Raw genomic sequence first — 19,832 nt, forward strand, 5'->3', positions numbered from 1 at the left:
ACGTAAGTCCAGAACTCATCAACCTCTAAGCGTTCATAGTAGCGCTTCTTAGGCGCGATCTTATAAACAGATGAGCCTATGGTGCCCAATACTTTACCGATACTGACTGAGGCTATAATAGCTATGTCTCTAACACCGCAACCTCTCACCGTCATTAGCCGTATGATGTCTTCTATTTTAGAGTGACAGCCCTTATAAGTTAAGGCATGGTCACCAATGAATTGACGTTTGCAGTCCTTGCATTGGTAGTTCTGCTTGCCATAGCTTTTTATGCCGTTTTTCTTTAAACTGGGACTGTGACAGTCGGGGCAGCTGATATCTATTTGTGTCTTCATAACCTCAAATATATCATCTTGCTTTGGCTGTCACCCTCCTTTATTTCTTCAGCATACTTTCTGACACACCACCAAGTAAATCTATTATAAGGTCAAAAAACTTATAAAGTTGACGGTATTTTTAACTGGTTTAATGTTTATTATTAAAAATATGGTTTTATGAGTTGTGAAGTCAATAAGTATAATGATAATATATTTAAAGTTAACCAAAAAGTCAGCTTCAAAGGAGAAGTAGTGACCGGTTGCTTAAAATACGGAATATTGATTGGCTAAAAGCCAAATTAAATGGACGTTTTATTTCAATCTTCGTAGCTACTACGAGACGTTTAGGCCTCTCGTACAGATACTGAAGCTCCATCCCCAATAAAGATTAAGCCTGAGCAAGTCAGAAGTCTGAAAGGCAGTCAGCTTATTCAATAACTGTATAACTATCAGTATTGATGTAGGTATGATGATCGTCATCGTATAAATTTTATTACTATAATAATTGAATACTACTTTAGGGCAGTGTCGTTGTATGCGGCCGACCTTTGAGATATTGATTGTTACTATATTATTATTCGATTAAAGATAAAAGTTTACTTTTTTATCTTCCTTTTATCCAGACAGCCGAGTATTGCTATGATTAATTTTTATCTAAACGGGAAGCTCCATGAGCTGACCCACCTTAACCCTAATACCACGGTTCTTGAGTATCTGCGCTTGCACGAACGACAGACTGATACCAAAGAAGGCTGTGCTAGTGGTGACTGCGGCGCCTGTACGGTTATGGCTCAGCGACTACCTATTGATGATATAGAACAGGCTAGTGCCACTCCTTTTTATACCCTAAACTCTTGCATTACTTTATTGTCACTCATGGATGGTCATCATCTTATGACCGCCGCTTATCTGGCGGATAATCCTGAACATCACCCAGAGCGTGCTTTATTACATCCAGCACAGCAAGCAATGGTCGATTGCCATGGCTCGCAGTGCGGTTTTTGTACGCCGGGTTTTGTCATGTCGTTGGCCAGCGTTTATGAAAACCAGCGCTTGCAAAAAAACCAAGACACGACCACTGATGACCTAGACTACGATGACATTGTTGCCTCCATCTCAGGGAATCTATGCCGTTGTACGGGTTATCGTCCTATCATCGACGCAGGTTTGGCGATGGAAGGTATTGGTCAGCAGCGCGATGCTGACCAAACCGCCGCTAAAGATTTCACCATCAATCTAGCCACGGATGCAATGGCTAGTAGCAAAAATACTGCCTCAACGAAACTAAGTGCTATCAAGCCTGTCCTTACTCAAGAGTCGCGCAAGCTATTTATGCCGACGTCAATCGATGCGCTAAATCAAGTCCTAGCAGCCAACCCGACAGCGACTATTTGGGCCGGCGGAACAGACTTAGGGTTAAGCGTGACTCAACATATGGTTGACCATGAGGTGATTGTTCAGCTGTCTGCTATCGAGGAGCTTAAGTCTTGGTCACTGACTGGTTCTGATGAGCCAACAGATGGCGATAAAAAGACTGAGCAAGTACCAACCCAATCGTTAGTGCTGGGCGCTGGCATGAGCTATCAGCAAATGCTGCCTGTGCTTGAGCAGTACTTTCCTGAGTTTGCTGCGATATTCGAGCGTATTGCCTCTCCGCAAATTCGCAATATGGGTACTATCGGTGGAAATATTGCCAATGCCTCACCGATTGGAGATTTGCCGCCTATTTTATTGGCATTAGATGCGCAGGTTTATTTGCGTCATTGTGCTAGTGATAGCAATGACAATAATCATAGTCAGGCTTCTTACACTGACGAAACCATTTCTTTATCCGCATTTTTCCTAGATTATAAAAAGACCAAGCTGCGTGCAGGAAGCTATGTAGTCGACATACATATTCCACTGATGCAAGACAATCAGCATCTATATATCCATAAGATTAGTAAGCGTTACGAAGATGATATTTCTGCCTGCTTGTTGGCTGCGAGAATCGATTTGTCAGCAGATGGTAAGACCATTGAGCAAGCAAATCTTGGGCTTGGCGGTATGGCGGCGATACCTTTATTGGCTGAGAGTTGTCAGCAAGCTTTAATTGGACAGTCCGTGGATGTTGCCAGCTTTGAGACAGCCGCACAAATGCTGTCGATGGATGTGTCGCCAATGACGGATGTAAGAGCCAGTCGTGAATATCGAATGCATGTGATGCAGCGGCTAATTATTAAATGTGGTAAGCAATTGGTAGCAGGCATGCAACCTGCAAGTGCTTGATAGATAACATTAATATCTTAAGTTACCCTAAATTACCTTTGCTAAAAAAATATAAGAGAGAGCCATTATGAGTCATCATTCTTCATTATTTGACAGCTACAGTACTCGCCGCATTCGTCCACCCAAAAATAAAATCGGTACCGCAGTCAAGCATGACAGCGCTATCAGCCATGTGATGGGCACCGCGACCTATGTAGATGATATGCTAAAACCACAAGATACGTTACATTTAGCCATAGGCAAAAGCGATCACGCTCATGCCAGAGTATTGAGCATGGACTTGAATGCGGTAAGGGCAGCAGATGGGGTAATCGACGTTATTACTTTTAAAGATTTGCCAGCCAAAACCGATATCGGTCCAGTATTCGATGGTGACCCGTTGATGGTAGATGAGATCACAGAATACGCTGGACAAACTTTATTTGCCGTCGTCGCCACCAGTCATCGTGCAGCCAAAAAAGCCACGCTTAACGCTATTGTAGAATATGAACCATTACCAGCAATATTGACTATTGATCAAGCACTTGAGCAAGAGCAATTTGTGCGTCCCAGCCACTTTATGGAGCGCGGCGATGCGCAAGCTGAGTTAAAATCGGCACCGACGCGCATCTCAGGCCATATACATATGCTCGGCCAAGAGCATTTTTATCTTGAAGGACAGGTATCCTATGTCGTGCCTTGTGATGATGGCGGTCTGGAAGTTTATACCTCATCGCAGCATCCGAGTGAAGTGCAGCAACTGGTTGCCGAAGTGGTGGATCTGCCTTTTCACGCAGTCACAACAATCGTGCGTAGAATGGGTGGCGGCTTTGGTGGTAAAGAGACACAAGCTGCCGCTTGGGCGTGTCTGTGCGGTGTCGTTGCCAAACGCCATAATGTCCCAGTAAGCATGCGTTTAGATCGTCAGGATGACATGGTGGTCACTGGTAAACGCCATGAATTTGCCAATCGATATGATGTCGGTGTCAATGATGAAGGTCAAGTGCTAGGCGTCGATATGCAGCTATCAGGACTATGTGGTTATTCACCAGATTTGTCCGATGCCATTGTCGATCGGGCGATGTTCCACTGTGATAACGCTTACTATTATCCAGCGGCACAAGTAGCAGGTCATCGCTGTAAGACCCATACGGTATCGAACACCGCTTATCGAGGTTTTGGGGGCCCACAAGGTTTATTGACTGCCGAATATATGATGGATCATATCGCTTATACGCTGGGTAAAGATCCTTTGCAAGTGCGTTTAGCGAATCTATATAAAAACGGTCAAAGCACCCATTATGGTCAGCCGATTGAGCATTTTGATTTGGCTACTATTATGCAGACGCTAGCCGATGACAATGAGTATGATAAGCGCCGTCAGCAGATTACAGAAGCCAACCAAAAGGCTGAAGCCGAAGGCAGTGATAAGCGTTTGGGTCTGGCTCTAACCCCTGTGAAATTTGGGATTTCATTTACCGTGCAAACGCTGAATCAAGCGGGAGCCTTAGTGCTGATCTATACCGATGGTACGATTCAGGTCAATCACGGTGGTACCGAAATGGGGCAAGGGCTGTATATCAAAATCGTCCAAATCGTCGCCAATGAATTTGATGTCGATTCAGATACCGTCAAAGCAACTGCAACACGCACGGATAAAGTGCCGAACACGTCACCGACGGCTGCTTCATCGGGTACGGATATGAATGGTAAAGCGGCGCAAAATGCTTGTATCACTATCAAAAACCGTTTAATTGAGTTTGCCGCTGAGCACTTTGAAGTAGCTGCAGAAGATATTAGGTTTGAGAATAACCATGTCCACGTCGGCAATAAAGAAACATTCACCTTTGCTGAATTTGTGCTACTGGCTTATCAACATCGTATTAGCTTATCTTCTACTGGTTATTATAAAACGCCAAAGATATTTTATGACCGCTCAAAAGCGTGGGGTCGTCCATTCTTCTACTTTGCGCTAGGTGCCGCTTGTTCTGAGGTTGAAATTGACACCTTAACAGGAGAGTATAAAGTGCTGCGCTGCGATATCTTACACGATGTCGGCCAGTCGATTAACCCGGCTATTGATATCGGTCAGATTGAAGGTGCCTTTGTCCAAGGCATGGGCTGGCTCACCGCTGAAGAATTAATCTGGGATAAAAAAGGCAAATTGGCGTCTAATGCGGCGGCAAATTATAAAATTCCAACGGCCCATGATTTACCGAAGCAATGGAGCGTCAAACTGTTTGATCGCAAAAATGAAGAGCAGACCATTTATAACTCCAAGGCCGTTGGAGAGCCACCATTCATGCTAGCGGCCAGTGTCTGGTGTGCGATTAATAATGCGATTGCCAGCTTAGGTGATTATAAGAAAAACCCAGAGCTGAGCATGCCTGCTACGCCAGAAGCGGTACTAAAGGCAGTGATGCGACTGCAAGATCAATCATGGGAGATTGCTTCTCAATCAGAGGAGGACACTGTCGATAGCTTAACGCCAGCTGATGACGATTGCGGGATTGATGATGATCGCGTGCTGCCGCAGCAAGTCCCGCATGGTGAAGATGTCAATCCGCCAGAGGCTGATGGTCAATTGGTCGATGAGCAGCCTGAGGCGATAGAAAATCCCAATGTATCAACGGCTCGTGGACCTGCGCACAGTGAATAATTCAGCAGCGCGACAAGTATCATCGCCATCATCATCGCTGCCACCGACGCGCTGGTATGACGGACTGGCGCAGTATCAGCAGCGCGGTATTGCTCACGTTTTGGCGACGGTCGTTGCAGTGAATGGCTCAGCACCTCGGGCGCTACAATCTAAAATGATTGTGACGCTTGATGCTTGCTGTGACACCTTGGGTGGTGGCAGTTTGGAGCATGATGTGACGATAACTGCTAGGCAGTTGCTGAATGGTGAGCTAGATCCAAATGAATCCAGAGGCTTTAAGCCATTAAAAGAAGGTAAGTCTAAAAAAGCGCATGAAGTACGCCGCGATGCCGTCTATGCCAAGCATTATCCATTGGGTGCTACATTAGCCCAATGCTGCGGTGGCAGTGTGACCGTCATGTTTGAATGTTTTAATGTGACGCCGCCCATGTCGCTGTTAGTGTTTGGGGCAGGGCATGTCGCAGCTGCCTTGATGACCATACTCGCTGAGCTGCCTTGCCAAGTGGACTGGGTGGATAGCCGGCCTGAGATGTTTGAGCGTTATCTGACTGATGATTCTGCGGCGGTAGATGGGCAAGTTGCTTATCAATTACCGCCGCATATTCGCCCGCATATTGACGAAGATCCGGTTGATTTTGTCCAACCGTTTATTGCGAATAGCATGAAAGGTACCTCAGCAAGAAAAGGCACTCAACACTTTGTATTGGTTATGACCCATGATCATAGTCTTGATTTTGAGTTGGTACGTGCCACGCTGGATGCTTATATAAAAGTCGATTCAGAGATTGGTACAGAATTTGATACAGAATTTGATAATGCAATACCAAACTCTGATAATACTATCAGCATCGATGAAAATTCGTTACCGTCGACAGCGTACCTTGGCTGTATCAGCTCGGCAACCAAAGCCAAACGTTTTAGAGATCGATTGCTGCAACGTGGCTATAACGAACAAATCGTCGATAAACTAACTATGCCCATTGGTCTTGATGTTGGTGGTAAAGAGCCGATGGCGGTTGCAATCTCCATCGCCGCGCAAGTTTTGCAGCTTTATAATCATTTATAACTAGAATTAACCATCACTGATATAAACCCTAACCGATAGATTTCTAATTATTTATAAGTCTGTCCACCATTATAAATCACACTGTTATTAGCTTGGGTTAGCCATAATGATATATGGGCTGCACTCAGTAGCTTTGTGTTCGCACTATGGTGGGTCGACGATATTTATTAACTTTGACGCAAATACTTATTACTTATTGTGAGATTTTATTATGACCATACATATTTATCAGGCGCAATTGCTGCACTATTTGACCGAAGAAAATCTTGCTAACAGAATGCAGCGCGCCACTTCGGATGCGGCTGATTTAACAAATACTGAGCGCCCAGACCTTACGGTGGTAGATAAAAACGTCACCTTGTTACCTGTTATCGCAGGCGTGAAAGTTTACCCTGAATATATTGCCGATGCTGCGCTGGTGGTCGATGATGCAACGGGTTGTGTGGTAGATTACGGCAGTAAAAAAGCCATCATGGCAGAATATGCTAGTAGTAGTGCCCAAGAAGGCAAAGCGCCGGTAAAGATTCATGATTACCAAGATAAGCTTATCATGCCAGGCTTTATTGACACCCATGTACATTATCCGCAGATAGATATGATTGCAGCGTTTGGTGAGCAATTGCTTGATTGGCTCAATAACTATACTTTTGTCACCGAAGCTAACTTTGGTGATCCAAAAGTGGCGCACGATACTTCAAAGTTTTTTTTAAACCAGCTGCTTGCCAACGGTACCACCAGTGCCTTGGTATTTTCAACCAGCCATCCTGAATCGGTTGAAGCCTTTTTTACTGAAAGCGAACGTCTAAATACTCGTATGATTACTGGTAATGTATTGATGGATCACAATGCGCCTGAGCATTTGTGTGTGCCAACAGAGCAAGGTATCCGCGATACACAAAATATCATCGATAAATGGCACGAACGTGGCCGTCAGCATGTGGCGATTACGCCAAGATTTGCCATTACTTCGACGCCAAAACAATTGCAAATGACAGGTGAGCTCTATCGCAGCTATGATAGTGTGTATCTGCAAACGCATCTGGCTGAAAATCTCGATGAAGTGGCTTTTGTACGTGAGCTTTATCCCAACCATAAAGGCTATCTCGACGTTTATCACGATTTGGGGTTATTGGGTCGGCGCACGACTTTAGCACACGGTATCTACCTTGAAACAGCAGAGTATGAAGTGCTGCGTGATACTGGCACCCAAATAGCCCATTGCCCAACGTCCAATTTATTTTTAGGTAGTGGTTTGTTTGATTTGTCCAAAACGCTGAGCTATACCGGTGTCAGTATTGCCACTGATGTAGGTGCAGGGACCAGTCTGTCAATGTTAACGACTTTATCAGAAGCTTATAAAGTTCAGCAGTTACAAAGCAATCCGTTATCAGCACATCAAGGGTTGTACCAAATTACCTTAGGCAATGCCCAGTCGCTATTATTAGATGACAAAATTGGTAATTTTATGCCTAATAAAGAAGCGGATTTTGTGGTGATAGATATGGGTGGTACTGATTTAATGGAGCGCCGCATGACACAGACTAAGTCACTTGCCGAGCAGTTATTTGTGCTGATGATGCTCGGTGACGATAGGGTCATTGAAGAAACCATTATCGCTGGCGTAAGCCGTTATAAAAAAGCGACTGCTGTATAAGAGGTGTTGATTCATAGCTTAACTATGAATCAAACGGAGATTTTGAAAGCGCGCCGCGTTCATTTATTAGGATTTTTAAGTCTTAATACTATAAATGCGGAGCGCTTTTTCTAATTTAGTATCTATTACTCCTGAGAATCATCAAGCCATACCCAACCGTTTTCTAGCCATTCGCTTAAGTCGTCTGGGTCAATAGCAGTAACATCTTGACCTTGTAAACGCTCGCCATTTGCTAGACGTACTAGCGCCGCTATCGCTGAGTCATCAAGACCATCAAGTCGCTGACCATTGGCGTATAGCACGATGCCATCATCCGTCTGACTGTATAAAAGACGATTACTATAATCTGCTTGTAGCGTTGCGCCCTCAGTCAAAGCTTGCATCAGCTCATCGGTATCCAGCGTTTCTTCTGGCATCAGCGCATCATATTGACGTTTGCTGACCACTTCAGCGACTGCCTGACGAATAATATCGTCACCACGCTCAGACTGGAGCATGTGTAATAGCTGAGCTTTGATCGCCTCGATACTGTCAGCTTGTAATTCACCTGATGCTTGTAGCGCTTGAGGCAATAACATAGGAACAAATAAATCGCTATCGTTGGTAGCGATATCCGCCATATTGTCGATGACTTGCATCAAGTTCGGACGACGACAGCCAAAAGAGAAGGTTAGGCAGTCATCTTGGGCGACACCAAAATGTGACAACTTCGGTGGCACATAAAGAACATCACCCGCTTCTAATATCTCATCAAAGACAATCTCGCCCATATCATTGAAAAGCCGAATAGGCTCATCAGCGACAAACTCAGTATCTTTATCGCAAAAATTGCCCAGTTGCCAACGGCGCTGACCATAACCTTGCGCTAAAAAAACATCGTAATCGTCATAGTGCTTACCAACCGAGCCGCCTTTTGGTGCATAGGAAACCATAATATCGTCACGTTGCCACTGTGGTATAAAGTCAAAGGCTTGCCACAATTGCCCAAGCTCAGGTGACCATTGTTCTAAGTTCTGTACCAATACCGTCCATTGCTCAGGCAAGTTATCAAAATCTGTTTCAGTTAGTGGGCTTTTTTTAAGCTGCCATTGCGGTGTATCTGCTTGTTTAATGCTGGCTTGGGTAAGCAGACGCGCTGAGGCATCTTCTTCTAGCGCTAAACCAAGCATATCGTCTGGCTCAAACATATCAATTAACTGTGGTAAGCCTTGCTTAATAAGTAGCGGCTTTTTTTGCCAGTATTCTGTTAAAAACTGCTCTGGAGTAATGGAGTCGGGCAAACAAAGGGGTATAGTACTCATTAATAAATCCGTATCTTTATATGGGCATGAGATTAATAGTAAGGATAGCTTTATAGGAGGCGTTTATTAGTTTATTATTATCACCTATCTGATGACTATCGCTTAAATGATGATTATCATCCAATCACTTGTAGGATATTTATGAAAAAATTACAGTTTATCGTCATCATCGCTAGTGTGTTTATGCTACAGGCTTGTGTGCATAAAATCGTTACCGTACCTGCTAAAGTCGTTTATAAAACTACCAAAGGCGTGGTCAAAGGTACGGCTGCGGTTGGTAAAGCCATCATACCAGGCGATAGTGATGACGATGATGATAAAAAGGATAAAAAATAAAACCTTACTCGTTAACTATGAGTTTTTAAGATAAGTCATAGCATTTAAAGTAAGGTTGTTTTTTACTAAAGGCTAAGCAGTCAATTATAACTGCTTAGCCTTTTTCTAGGCTTTTAAGCTGCTAAAACCAACGCATTATTCATTAAATCTTAGCAATCCAGTCTTTAATCGTACGCGCTTGTTCAGCTGCATTACCCGTATAAGTTGCAGGTGTCATCTCGCGTAGGCGCGCTTTATCAGCATCGCTGACAGCAGACAATTCATCACTTTCAACGAATGTCAGCATGGCTTCGCGAGTCATGGCATTACCACGGGTCAAGGCTTTAAGCTTCTCGTATGGGTTTTCGACACGGTAGCGGCGCATCACGGTTTGAATCGGCTCAGCCAATACTTCTTGTGCATTATCTAAATCATCATTTAAACGCTGAGCATTTAACTCAAGCTTACCGACACCTTTTAAGCAAGCATCATAAGCAATCATACTTTGTGCCAGACCAACACCGATATTACGAAGAACAGTAGAGTCTGATAAATCACGCTGCATACGTGAAATCGGTAGCTTTTCGCCCAAATGCGCAAGCATGGCATTGGCCACACCTAAGTTACCTTCTGAGTTTTCAAAATCAATTGGGTTGACTTTATGCGGCATGGTAGAAGAGCCCACTTCACCATCTTTTAGGCGCTGTTTAAAATAGCCTAAGCTAATATATTGCCAAATATCACGGTTAAAATCGATTAAGATAGTATTGAAACGTTTGACCGCATCAAATAGCTCAGCGATATAGTCATGTGGCTCAATCTGCGTGGTGTAGGGATTAAAAGTTAGCGCTAAACGCTGGTTAATAAATTGCTCAGCATGGGTCTGCCAATCGACATCAGGATACGCTGAAAAATGAGCGTTATAGTTACCGACCGCGCCATTGATTTTACCCAATAGCTCTACTTGACCGATTTGCTTAATTTGGCGAGCTAGGCGATAAGCGACGTTTGCCATCTCTTTACCAAGGGTCGTCGGACTTGCCGTCTGACCATGTGTGCGTGACAGCATGGGTTGGTTGGCATGGGCAATTGCTAAATCAACGATGCTATCGGTTACTTGCTGCATTTTAGCAACGACAATTTCGCGGCTGTCTTTTAGCATCAGCGCATAAGATAAGTTGTTAATATCTTCACTGGTACAAGCAAAATGAATAAACTCTAGGCTATTCTCTAACTGCTGATTACCACGAAAGCGGTCTTTAATAAAGTACTCAACCGCTTTCACATCATGGTTGGTCGTCGCTTCAATATCTTTAATTGCTTGGGCATCATCTTCGCTAAAGCTATCAACGATACTGTTTAAAAAGCTATTAGTATCTTCATCAAACGCTGCCAATTCACCAATAGCATTGTTATCCGCCAAAGACTGCAACCAGCGAATCTCAACGGTGACGCGAGCTTTAATCAGACCAAATTCAGATAAATAAGGGCGTAAGCTGTCGGCTTTAGAGGCGTAACGACCATCAATCGGGGAGAGGGCGGTGAGGAGATTCATAGTAATACCTTAAATAATAAGAACGAAAAGACATTCAGAAGTGAAAGAAAATAAAAAATAGAACAGTTTTTAAAAATAGGTAATAGTACTAAAACCCACAAGGCGCATCAATAGACGCAATCACGCCGCCGCCTAAACAAACCTCGCCAATATAAAATACCGCTGATTGACCGGGAGTGACCGCACGCTGTGGTTCATCAAAAGCCACTCGTACCTCAGAGCCGTCTTCATTGCTAGCAAATACGGTACAAGCCTGATCAGGCTGGCGATAGCGAGATTTTTCCATACAGCGTAAGCCATCTGAGCTAAATATATCCGCAGGCGGCACACCATCGACCCAATCAAGCTTATAAGCTTGCAGCTCATTGCTCAGCATCATTGGATGTTCGTGACCTTGACCGACGATTAGACGGTTATTATCTAAGTCTTTTGCGAGTACAAACCATGGCTCTTCAGGGCGATCTTTGACACCGCCAATACCGATACCGCCGCGCTGACCTAAGGTGTAGTACATTAGACCATCGTGAGTACCGATAGTGAAGCCATCGTCAGTGACGATATCGCCTTTTTGCGCTGGCAAGTACTGCTGTAAGAAGTCCTTAAAGCGGCGCTCACCAATAAAGCAAATACCGGTTGAATCTTTTTTATTAGCGGTAATTAAGTCATGCTCTTCAGCAATTTGACGAACCACTGGTTTCTCAAGCTCACCGACTGGAAACAGAGTCTTGGCAAGTTTGTCGCCGCCAACAGCATGTAAGAAATAGCTTTGATCTTTATTGTTATCGAGGCCACGCAATAGCTGTGCCACTGTTTCGCCATTAGCATTTGAATAGTTAACACTGCGGCGGGTATAGTGACCAGTGGCGATATAATCAGCACCTAGCGTTAGCGCATAATCTAAAAATGCTTTAAACTTGATTTCTTTATTGCATAAAATATCTGGATTGGGCGTACGTCCCGCTTTGTATTCGGCTAAGAAATGCTCAAAGACCCGATCCCAATACTCCATCGCAAAGTTGGCCGTATGCAGGGTCATACCGATTTTATCGCAGACCGCTTGTGCATCCGCGAGGTCTTCCATCGCCGTACAGTATTCAGTGCCGTCGTCTTCTTCCCAATTCTTCATAAACAGACCTTCGACCTTGAAGCCTGCTTGTTGAAGTAAAACAGCAGACACAGAAGAGTCGACCCCACCTGACATACCGACAATCACATGCTTTGCGCTAGGATTATCAATATCGGCAAGGGTCAAAGGACGATGGGTGTCAAAAGAATCAGAAACTGGTATGCTTGAGGTGTTTGGCATGACTGACATAGAGCGGCTCAACTATTTATACTTTGTCCAAGATTTATGATGGCACTGAAGACTAATACAATGGCTAGAAATGCTGATTTTAGCAAATAGGCGACAGTGTTGATTTATTTTTGGATTGGGTATTATGATAAAATAAGCGTCCTATTATATCAGTTAATTGAAACTGGTGGCGAGCTATGGCATCTTACGGTGAGTAAAATCACTTTAAAAATTCAGATAATGGTTTTGAACTATTTCAATCGCCATTTATTTACTTGGAATAATAATGATAAAAATTGGTCAAGGTATCGATGTTCATGCGTTTCATAATACGGGTGAGCAGCAGCAATACGTGATATTGGCGGGCGTGCCTATCGAGCACAGCCACAGTCTGCTAGCGCACTCCGATGGCGATGTAGTATTACACGCGCTTGCTGATGCATTGCTTGGGGCGTTGGCGTTTGGTGATATTGGTCAGCACTTTCCTGATACCGATGCCGCACATGCTGGGCTCGATTCGCGAGTATTACTATGCTACGTCTATGGTAAGGTACAAGAAGCAGGGTATATGCTCGGTAATGCCGATATCACCGTCATGTGCGAGCGCCCAAAACTTGCACCACACAACCAAGCCATGCGCAATAATATTGCCAGTGACTTGCAAACCGATGTGAGTAACATTAGTGTAAAAGCCACTACCACTGAAAAACTGGGCTTTACTGGTCGGCAAGAGGGCATCATGGCCAATGCCGTGGTATTATTAGTGCCTAATGTGGTTGACGTTTAACCGCTATTGGCTGAATCAATATACAAACCATACTTGTAATATACAAGCTATTGCCCCATGTATCAGCCAAGCATTTCCCCAATTATTTTATAGTATAAACAACTATATTTTAACGAACCGCTATTTTCAATAGGAGCTTTTATGAGCGAGCAAACCCCAAACACTGCTGCAAACGATGTTGAACAGCTGATTCGCGATCAAATTAAAGACAATAAAGTGATTCTTTATATGAAAGGCACGCCGCAGTTCCCACAATGTGGTTTTTCTGCCAAATCAATTGAAGTCCTTACTCAAATTGGACGTCCTTTTGCCTTTGTTAATATCTTAGAAAATCCAGAAATTCGCGCCACTTTACCAAAGGTCGGTAACTGGCCAACGTTCCCACAGTTATGGATTGACGGTGAATTGATGGGCGGTTCAGACATCATTTTACAAATGTATCAATCAGGCGAGCTAAAGCCTTTGGTCGAAGCAAATAGCCCTGCCGCTTAATCTAAAAAGACTTATTTAAGCTTTTTTTTATTATTAAGCTAATGCGCTTTATCTATAAAAGCCCGAGTAAGACCGTTACTGGTCGCTCGGGCTTTTATTGTTTTTGTGAGTTTAGCCCCCATATATGGCTCAAGATTAAGTATTATCAAAATATTAATAATTAGAGAGTATTATGAATAATCAATCCATAGAGTCACAAGCCAATGAAGCGGAAATTGCCGAGCAAGCGGCTATCGAAAAACGTCGTGAGCGCTTAAAAGCTGAATCCACACGTATCATCGATATCGCTGGTAATGAGCCGAACTCTGCACTCAAATGTGTTCATCAACTTAGTGTGGTAGGCGGTGCAACGGAAGCGACTTATATTGCTATTGAGCAACGTATCATCGCAGATCAAGATGCTGCTGGTGCGTATCATTTGGCGCTATTGGCGCAGAATACGCCAGACTTGCCGATTGATGCGCGTCAACTGATCGAGCTGGTGGTTAATAAAGGCGACAATACGCAGCGTTTAGCACTACTAAAAAACTTGCCACTGCCGCCAGTGGATATGATTAAAGAGCAGATTTTAGCCAGTGATGATGGCGATGCAATTGGTCAGATGAATGCCTATTTGCAGATTAATCCAGAAGGCTACGGCAGCCATCATATGTTGGGAAGTGGACAGGCAGATCGTATTGTACCGCTGAGTCCCGGCAACTAAATACTATTTTAAGTTCGAACGATGTCTTATACGATATTTTTAACGATCATCTGAATAGTTTTTAGTATAACGTTTTTTAAATAGCAAAAGATTGTTATAATTATGCGTTATCTAACCAATGACTAACGGCTTATTTGAGTCGTTATTTCTTTTTAAAATCCGACTGACGTTTATTTGCCGTTTGCCATACTACTTCACCATAGCGTTATGGGTGACAATAGCATGTTGGTAAAAGCAGCGTTATGAGTCAAGTGAGGCATACATGCAATACCCAAAAAATTACGACGTGGTAGTGATCGGTGGCGGTCATGCCGGTACAGAAGCTGCTTTAGCAGCCGCACGTATGGGCGCGCAGACCTTGCTATTGACCCATAATATCGAGACACTTGGGCAGATGAGCTGTAATCCCGCAATTGGCGGTATCGGTAAGTCGCATCTGGTACGTGAGATTGATGCGCTTGGTGGGGCGATGGCATTAGCGACGGATAAAGCTGGTATTCAGTTCCGTGTGTTAAATAGCCGTAAAGGGGCGGCGGTACGAGCCACGCGTGCACAGGCAGATCGTATTTTGTACAAAGCTGCTATACGTCATACGCTAGAGAATCAGCCCAATCTGGATATATTTCAGCAAGCGGCTGATGATATTTTGGTAGAAAATGGCCGTGCGACTGCAGTGGTAACTTCGACTGGGATTATTTTTAATACTCAAACTGTGGTGCTGACCTCAGGGACATTCTTAGGCGGGGTCATTCATATTGGTCTTGAGAACTCAAAAGGTGGACGCGCAGGAGATCAGCCTTCTATCAGGCTTGCCGACCGTTTGCGTGAGCTAAAGCTACCCGTTGGACGTCTAAAAACAGGTACGCCGGCTCGTATCGATGCGCGCAGCGTTGATTTTAGCGCCATGACAGTACAGCCGGGTGACACGCCGCTACCAGTGATGAGCTATATGGGTAACGTGGGTATGCATCCAGAGCAAGTCAATTGCTATATCACCCATACCAATGCCCGTACTCACGACATTATTCGCGAAAACTTAGAACGCTCACCAATGTTTTCTGGCAAAATAGAAGGCGTTGGCCCGCGTTATTGTCCGTCTATTGAAGATAAAATCCACCGGTTTGCTGACAAAGACAGCCATCAGATATTTATCGAACCAGAAGGTTTAACCACGCATGAGCTATATCCAAATGGTATTTCGACCAGCTTGCCGTTCGATGTGCAGTTAGAGTTTATTCATAGTATGAAAGGGCTTGAAAATGCGCATATTACCCGTCCAGGCTATGCCATTGAGTACGATTACTTCGATCCACAAAATTTAAAACCAACGCTTGAAACCAAATCGATTGACCGCTTGTATTTTGCCGGTCAAATCAATGGGACGACTGGCTATGAAGAAGCGGGTGTGCAAGGTTTATTAGCGGGTAGCAATGCGGCATTGGTCACGCGTGAGAATAGTGAGTTTGAAACGTGGACGCCGCGCCGTGATGAGGCCTACCTTGGCGTGTTGGTTGATGACTTGATCACCCATGGTACTACTGAACCGTATCGCATGTTTACCAGTCGCGCAGAATATCGTTTGCTGTTGCGTGAAGACAATGCCGATCAACGCTTGACTGAAACGGGGCGTAAGCTCGGTTTGGTTGATGACGTGCGTTGGCAAGCCTATCAGGAAAAGATGGAAGCCATTGCCACAGAATCCTCGCGTCTCAAAGATATGTGGGCCACGCCTACTAATGCGCTAGGAGTGCAAGTGACTGAGCAAACAGGAGAGGTGTTGTCAAAAGAAGCGAATGCCTATGATTTGCTTAAGCGTCCGCAGATACATTTTAATGATATCGCTGCTATTACTGATTCACAAGTTGACGCGCAAGTGGGTGAGCAGATAGAAATCTCAGTCAAGTACGCAGGTTATATTGATCGCCAGCAAGAAGAAATTGATCAGATGAAGCGTCTAGAAAATACGGCACTGCCGCTGGATTTTGATTATAGTATCGTATCAGGACTATCGAACGAGATTGTACAAAAACTCACGCAAATACGTCCTGCGACATTAGCTCAAGCTGGGCGTGTAAGTGGTGTGACCCCAGCCGCCGTTCAATTATTAGCGATGACAGTCAAAAAACAGAAGAAGATAAAAGCGGCTCTACATTCTTAACCTAACTGTAACTTTCTAATTATGGCTGCTTAATTTATCTGTAGCTGAGGAAAGTCGAAAACAAAATAAAGTGCTAAAAAAGCCCGTAATAACAAGTGTTACGGGCTTTTTTATAGTCAATAGCACGGTATCGTTTTTAAAGTAAGCCGACTATACCCTATAATGAAACAGTCTTTCATTGTCCAAACTTACTGATTTTTTAACCAACTGCTAGCCATTGTTTTTTTACTTCTTTAACAATATAGCTTTGGATACACCGCTAACCTGAGCTTACTTATGATCGCTGCTATTATTTTTGCTATGACCATCGTATTGCCCAACCTTTTTTTGATGGGGTTGGGTTTTTTTATGCAACGGCGCGGTGAAGCGAGCCAAGCTTTTATCGATCAAGCCTCAAGTTTTGTTTTTAATTACTGTTTGCCCTGTTTGCTATTTTTTAGCGTGGTCGATAGCGACGTTGATTATGCTAAGCAAGTCACCCTGATCATGGCAGGTATTCTTGTGACCTTTATTTTATTTATTGGGTCAGAAATTTATGCCAAGTATTTCATTAGTAAACCTGCTGACCAAGGGGTATTCGTACAAGGTATCTTCCGTAGCAATATGGCCATTATTGGGCTAGCAACGGTTGCCAACGCTTATGGCGAGGCAGGCTTAAGTATTGGTGCTGTATACATGGGCGTGGTGACGATACTGTTTAATATCCTAGCGGTCATTACCCTCAGTCGTGTGTCCAAAAGTGCAGACGACACGTGGGTCAGTCGTAGCACAATGATTATTAAAAAGCTTTTTACCAACCCATTGATAATTGCCTTGGTGGCGGCTTTTGCTTATAAAGCGTTGCCGCTACCGCCTATTACTGGAGTTATCCACACTACTGGTGATTTATTAGCAGCAGTAGCATTACCGCTGGCACTAATTTGCGCTGGAGCGAGCATCGATTTAAAGTCGATGTTGCACCCGTCTGGGCTGTCTATGCAAGCCAGTATCGGACGTATTGTCATTGCTCCCATAGTAGCCATTGCCGTTGGATTGAGCTTTGGTTTATCAGGCGTGCATATGGGTGTGCTCTTTTTGATGGTTGCTTCGCCAGCTGCCGCAGCCAGTTATGTGATGGCAAAAGCGATGGGCGGCAATGATGTACTAGCGGCCAATATTTTAGCGTTTACGACAGTAGTGGGACTGTTTGGAATGGCGATTGGCGCGGCGATACTACGAGTGCTCGGATTCATGTGATCGTCAGTAGTATTATGGTTTGTGAGTAAATATACTGTCTGATACAGACAAGAAGGCCCTCTTCTCTGATAAGAAAAGAGGGCCTTTAGTATTGTTGTTTTTAATATTGGAGATGAACAAACCAATCAAGGTTTTATCGTGGTCGCTAATCTAGGTTGTCTCTATTGCGCTTTTCTTTTCGACGCTGCTTACGCTTTGGGCTGATACGGTAAGTAAGATAACCACCAACAACCAAAACCGCAATAAATGCCACGATGTATAAAAATATTGATGAGCCAATAAAGACAGAGGGTTCCATGACCTTAATCCCATTAGGGTTTATCAATAATTATGCAACCCTTATAGACTATTGTAAAGTAAATAAATTTAGCTCTGGTGTAAGTTCAAGTGAACGCAGGCGTGCTGCCTGATCGTAAACGTTGGCAGTGACGATTAGCTCATCTGGTTGATACTGGGCAAGAAACTCAGCAAGTTTTGGTTTGACAGTTTCTACAGAACCGATGAACGATACCGATAAGGCACTATCTACCATCATCTTCTCAGCGGGGCTCCAGATGTTATCCATATCATGGGTTGGCTTAGGCATTTGACCCGTTTCGCCGCGACGCAGACGTACAAAGCTTTGCTGAGCTGAGGTAAAGTGATAATTGGCAGTTGCGTCATCGTCAGCAAGCAGTAAGTTTGCGGCCAGCATGACATAAGGCTTATCTAGATAAGCTGACGGTTTGAACTGCTCACGATAGGTACTAATCGCTTGAGCGAGCATTTGCGGGGCAAAGTGCGAGGCAAATACATAAGGTAGGCCTAAGTGAGCGGCAAGCGTTGCCCCAAATAAAGACGAGCCTAATATCCAAATAGGAATGTTTGACTTGGCTCCAGGGAAGGCTTGTACAGGACTATTGTCAGTACCATCACCTAAAAAGTACATTAGCTCTTGTACGTCTTGCGGGAAACGCTCAGCATCTTTCATTTGCCGACGTAATGCCTGAAAGGTAGCGCCATCAGTACCAGGCGCACGGCCCAAACCTAAATCGACACGATCACCATATAACGCATGCAACGTACCAAATTGCTCAGCAATGACCAGCGGCGCATGATTGGGCAGCATCACACCGCCTGCACCGATACGTATGCGTTTGGTTTGACTACCGATGTGTGACAATAATACTGAAGTCGCTGCACTAGCGATACCTGGCATATTGTGGTGCTCGGCCATCCAATAGCGGTTCAAGCCAAATTTTTCTGCTTGCTGCGCTGTCTCAACCGTTTGGGCGATACCTTCAGCGATGGTTTTACCCTCAGGAACGGGTGCTAAGTCTAAAAAAGATAATGGGATTGTATTATTCATAGATCACCTGTTTTTTTATAATGCCGCATGGATATAGGCATTATTATTTTGTTATAAGTTTTTTAAAAAGTCGTATTGTTATAAAAGTATTAGCTTGCCTTTTTATGATTAAGTTGTTTATAAAGGTGCAAATACTGAATGCTTAACATCCTATATAATGGGGCGATTAATCCATATATAAAGGTCAATATTCATACCGATAACAAATATCATCCTTTATGCTGTTTTGACAGAACTTAAGAACTATTGGTATAGTAAGTACCATTTGATGGTGGGTTAGTACTATCAACTTCGGATAGTTTACTAAAGCTCATGTGTTTAAAAAAAATTCATATAAAAGGTATATAAATGAATATTTCAGCAAGAAATCAACTTAAAGGCATGATTAAAGAAATCTTAGATTAACACACCAAGTGCAACGCTAATTAATATTATAGAACGCCTGCATAGGCGTTTTAAACCCTAAGCGTTTTCTTGGTCTGTTGTTTAGTTTATTCTCAATGTCCTGTATCTCATTATCAGAGACTTGTCTAAAGTCACAACCCTTAGGCAAGAACTCTCTGATCAAGCCATTGGTATTCTCGTTGGTTCCTCGCTGCCATGACGCATAAGCATCGGCAAAGAAGAAAGCGCTAAAGAGCTTTTGTTTCACCTTCTTATGCTGAGCAAACTCTTTACCATTGTCAGAGGTAATGGTCTT

Annotated in this window: 17 protein-coding genes; 10 read left to right on the forward strand and 7 right to left on the reverse strand. The window is 43.8% G+C overall.

Translation table 11 applies throughout. The features are described 5' to 3' along the window. The coding region (locus EI161_RS08520; RefSeq protein WP_192529115.1) for an IS1 family transposase at nucleotides 1–335 on the reverse strand (335 nt) is incomplete at its 3' end. A 621-nt stretch (nucleotides 336–956) separates the two neighbouring features. On the opposite strand from EI161_RS08520, the gene EI161_RS08525 reads away from it, so the two are divergent. The 4 genes from EI161_RS08525 to guaD all read left to right on the forward strand — a co-directional run bounded on the left by EI161_RS08525 (nucleotide 957) and on the right by guaD (nucleotide 7,943). Beyond that, on the forward strand, nucleotides 957–2,585 hold the full coding sequence (locus EI161_RS08525; RefSeq protein WP_192524594.1) for a xanthine dehydrogenase small subunit: 1,629 nt from the start codon (nucleotides 957–959) through the stop codon (nucleotides 2,583–2,585). 67 nt (nucleotides 2,586–2,652) lie between these two features. After that, nucleotides 2,653–5,223 (forward strand): xanthine dehydrogenase molybdopterin binding subunit, encoded by a 2,571-nt coding sequence (gene xdhB, locus EI161_RS08530; protein WP_192524593.1) that lies wholly within the window; start codon nucleotides 2,653–2,655, stop codon nucleotides 5,221–5,223. Continuing rightward, nucleotides 5,216–6,289: an XdhC family protein gene (locus EI161_RS08535; RefSeq protein ID WP_318779321.1), complete on the forward strand. Its 1,074-nt coding sequence runs from the start codon at nucleotides 5,216–5,218 to the stop codon at nucleotides 6,287–6,289. The genes xdhB and EI161_RS08535 overlap by 8 nt, the downstream gene beginning before the upstream one ends. A gap of 211 nt (nucleotides 6,290–6,500) precedes the next feature. Then, nucleotides 6,501–7,943 (forward strand): guanine deaminase, encoded by a 1,443-nt coding sequence (gene guaD / locus EI161_RS08540; protein ID WP_192524592.1) that lies wholly within the window; start codon nucleotides 6,501–6,503, stop codon nucleotides 7,941–7,943. 125 nt (nucleotides 7,944–8,068) lie between these two features. On the opposite strand, the gene EI161_RS08545 is transcribed toward guaD, so the two are convergent. Beyond that, nucleotides 8,069–9,244, reverse strand: a complete 1,176-nt coding sequence (locus EI161_RS08545) for a cupin domain-containing protein (protein WP_192529423.1) — start codon at nucleotides 9,242–9,244, stop codon at nucleotides 8,069–8,071. A gap of 141 nt (nucleotides 9,245–9,385) precedes the next feature. Between EI161_RS08545 and EI161_RS08550 the strand changes: the two genes are divergently transcribed. After that, on the forward strand, nucleotides 9,386–9,580 hold the full coding sequence (locus tag EI161_RS08550) for an NF038104 family lipoprotein (protein ID WP_192529424.1): 195 nt from the start codon (nucleotides 9,386–9,388) through the stop codon (nucleotides 9,578–9,580). Between the two features lie 142 nt (nucleotides 9,581–9,722). Here the strand turns inward: EI161_RS08550 and purB are convergent, their stop codons facing one another. Both purB and mnmA read right to left on the reverse strand, forming a co-directional pair. After that, on the reverse strand, nucleotides 9,723–11,114 hold the full coding sequence (gene purB, locus EI161_RS08555; RefSeq protein WP_192529425.1) for an adenylosuccinate lyase: 1,392 nt from the start codon (nucleotides 11,112–11,114) through the stop codon (nucleotides 9,723–9,725). A gap of 88 nt (nucleotides 11,115–11,202) precedes the next feature. Next, nucleotides 11,203–12,420 (reverse strand): tRNA 2-thiouridine(34) synthase MnmA, encoded by a 1,218-nt coding sequence (gene mnmA / locus EI161_RS08560; RefSeq protein WP_413038498.1) that lies wholly within the window; start codon nucleotides 12,418–12,420, stop codon nucleotides 11,203–11,205. Between the two features lie 274 nt (nucleotides 12,421–12,694). On the opposite strand from mnmA, the gene ispF reads away from it, so the two are divergent. The 5 genes from ispF (at nucleotide 12,695) to EI161_RS08585 (ending at nucleotide 17,784) form a co-directional block, all read left to right on the forward strand. Further along, entirely contained in the window at nucleotides 12,695–13,195 is a 501-nt protein-coding gene (gene ispF, locus EI161_RS08565) for a 2-C-methyl-D-erythritol 2,4-cyclodiphosphate synthase (RefSeq protein ID WP_192529427.1), read from the forward strand. A 141-nt stretch (nucleotides 13,196–13,336) separates the two neighbouring features. After that, entirely contained in the window at nucleotides 13,337–13,687 is a 351-nt protein-coding gene (gene grxD, locus EI161_RS08570) for a Grx4 family monothiol glutaredoxin (RefSeq protein WP_192523185.1), read from the forward strand. Nucleotides 13,688–13,859: 172 nt separating this feature from the next. Beyond that, nucleotides 13,860–14,390: a hypothetical protein gene (locus EI161_RS08575; protein WP_192529428.1), complete on the forward strand. Its 531-nt coding sequence runs from the start codon at nucleotides 13,860–13,862 to the stop codon at nucleotides 14,388–14,390. A gap of 262 nt (nucleotides 14,391–14,652) precedes the next feature. Beyond that, nucleotides 14,653–16,548 (forward strand): tRNA uridine-5-carboxymethylaminomethyl(34) synthesis enzyme MnmG, encoded by a 1,896-nt coding sequence (mnmG, locus tag EI161_RS08580; RefSeq protein ID WP_192529429.1) that lies wholly within the window; start codon nucleotides 14,653–14,655, stop codon nucleotides 16,546–16,548. A gap of 276 nt (nucleotides 16,549–16,824) precedes the next feature. Continuing rightward, nucleotides 16,825–17,784: an AEC family transporter gene (locus EI161_RS08585; protein WP_192529430.1), complete on the forward strand. Its 960-nt coding sequence runs from the start codon at nucleotides 16,825–16,827 to the stop codon at nucleotides 17,782–17,784. A 145-nt stretch (nucleotides 17,785–17,929) separates the two neighbouring features. On the opposite strand, the gene EI161_RS08590 is transcribed toward EI161_RS08585, so the two are convergent. The 3 genes from EI161_RS08590 to EI161_RS08600 form a co-directional block, all read right to left on the reverse strand. Next, nucleotides 17,930–18,082 (reverse strand): hypothetical protein, encoded by a 153-nt coding sequence (locus tag EI161_RS08590; RefSeq protein ID WP_192529431.1) that lies wholly within the window; start codon nucleotides 18,080–18,082, stop codon nucleotides 17,930–17,932. Between the two features lie 48 nt (nucleotides 18,083–18,130). Continuing rightward, a complete protein-coding gene (locus tag EI161_RS08595; protein ID WP_192529432.1) occupies nucleotides 18,131–19,132 on the reverse strand; it encodes an LLM class flavin-dependent oxidoreductase in 1,002 nt (333 codons plus the stop codon). A 421-nt stretch (nucleotides 19,133–19,553) separates the two neighbouring features. Next, on the reverse strand, nucleotides 19,554–19,832 hold a 279-nt coding region (locus EI161_RS08600; RefSeq protein ID WP_192529433.1), incomplete at its 5' end, for an IS30 family transposase.

Source organism: Psychrobacter sp. FME5 (genome assembly GCF_014861375.1).
Lineage (GTDB): Bacteria > Pseudomonadota > Gammaproteobacteria > Pseudomonadales > Moraxellaceae > Psychrobacter.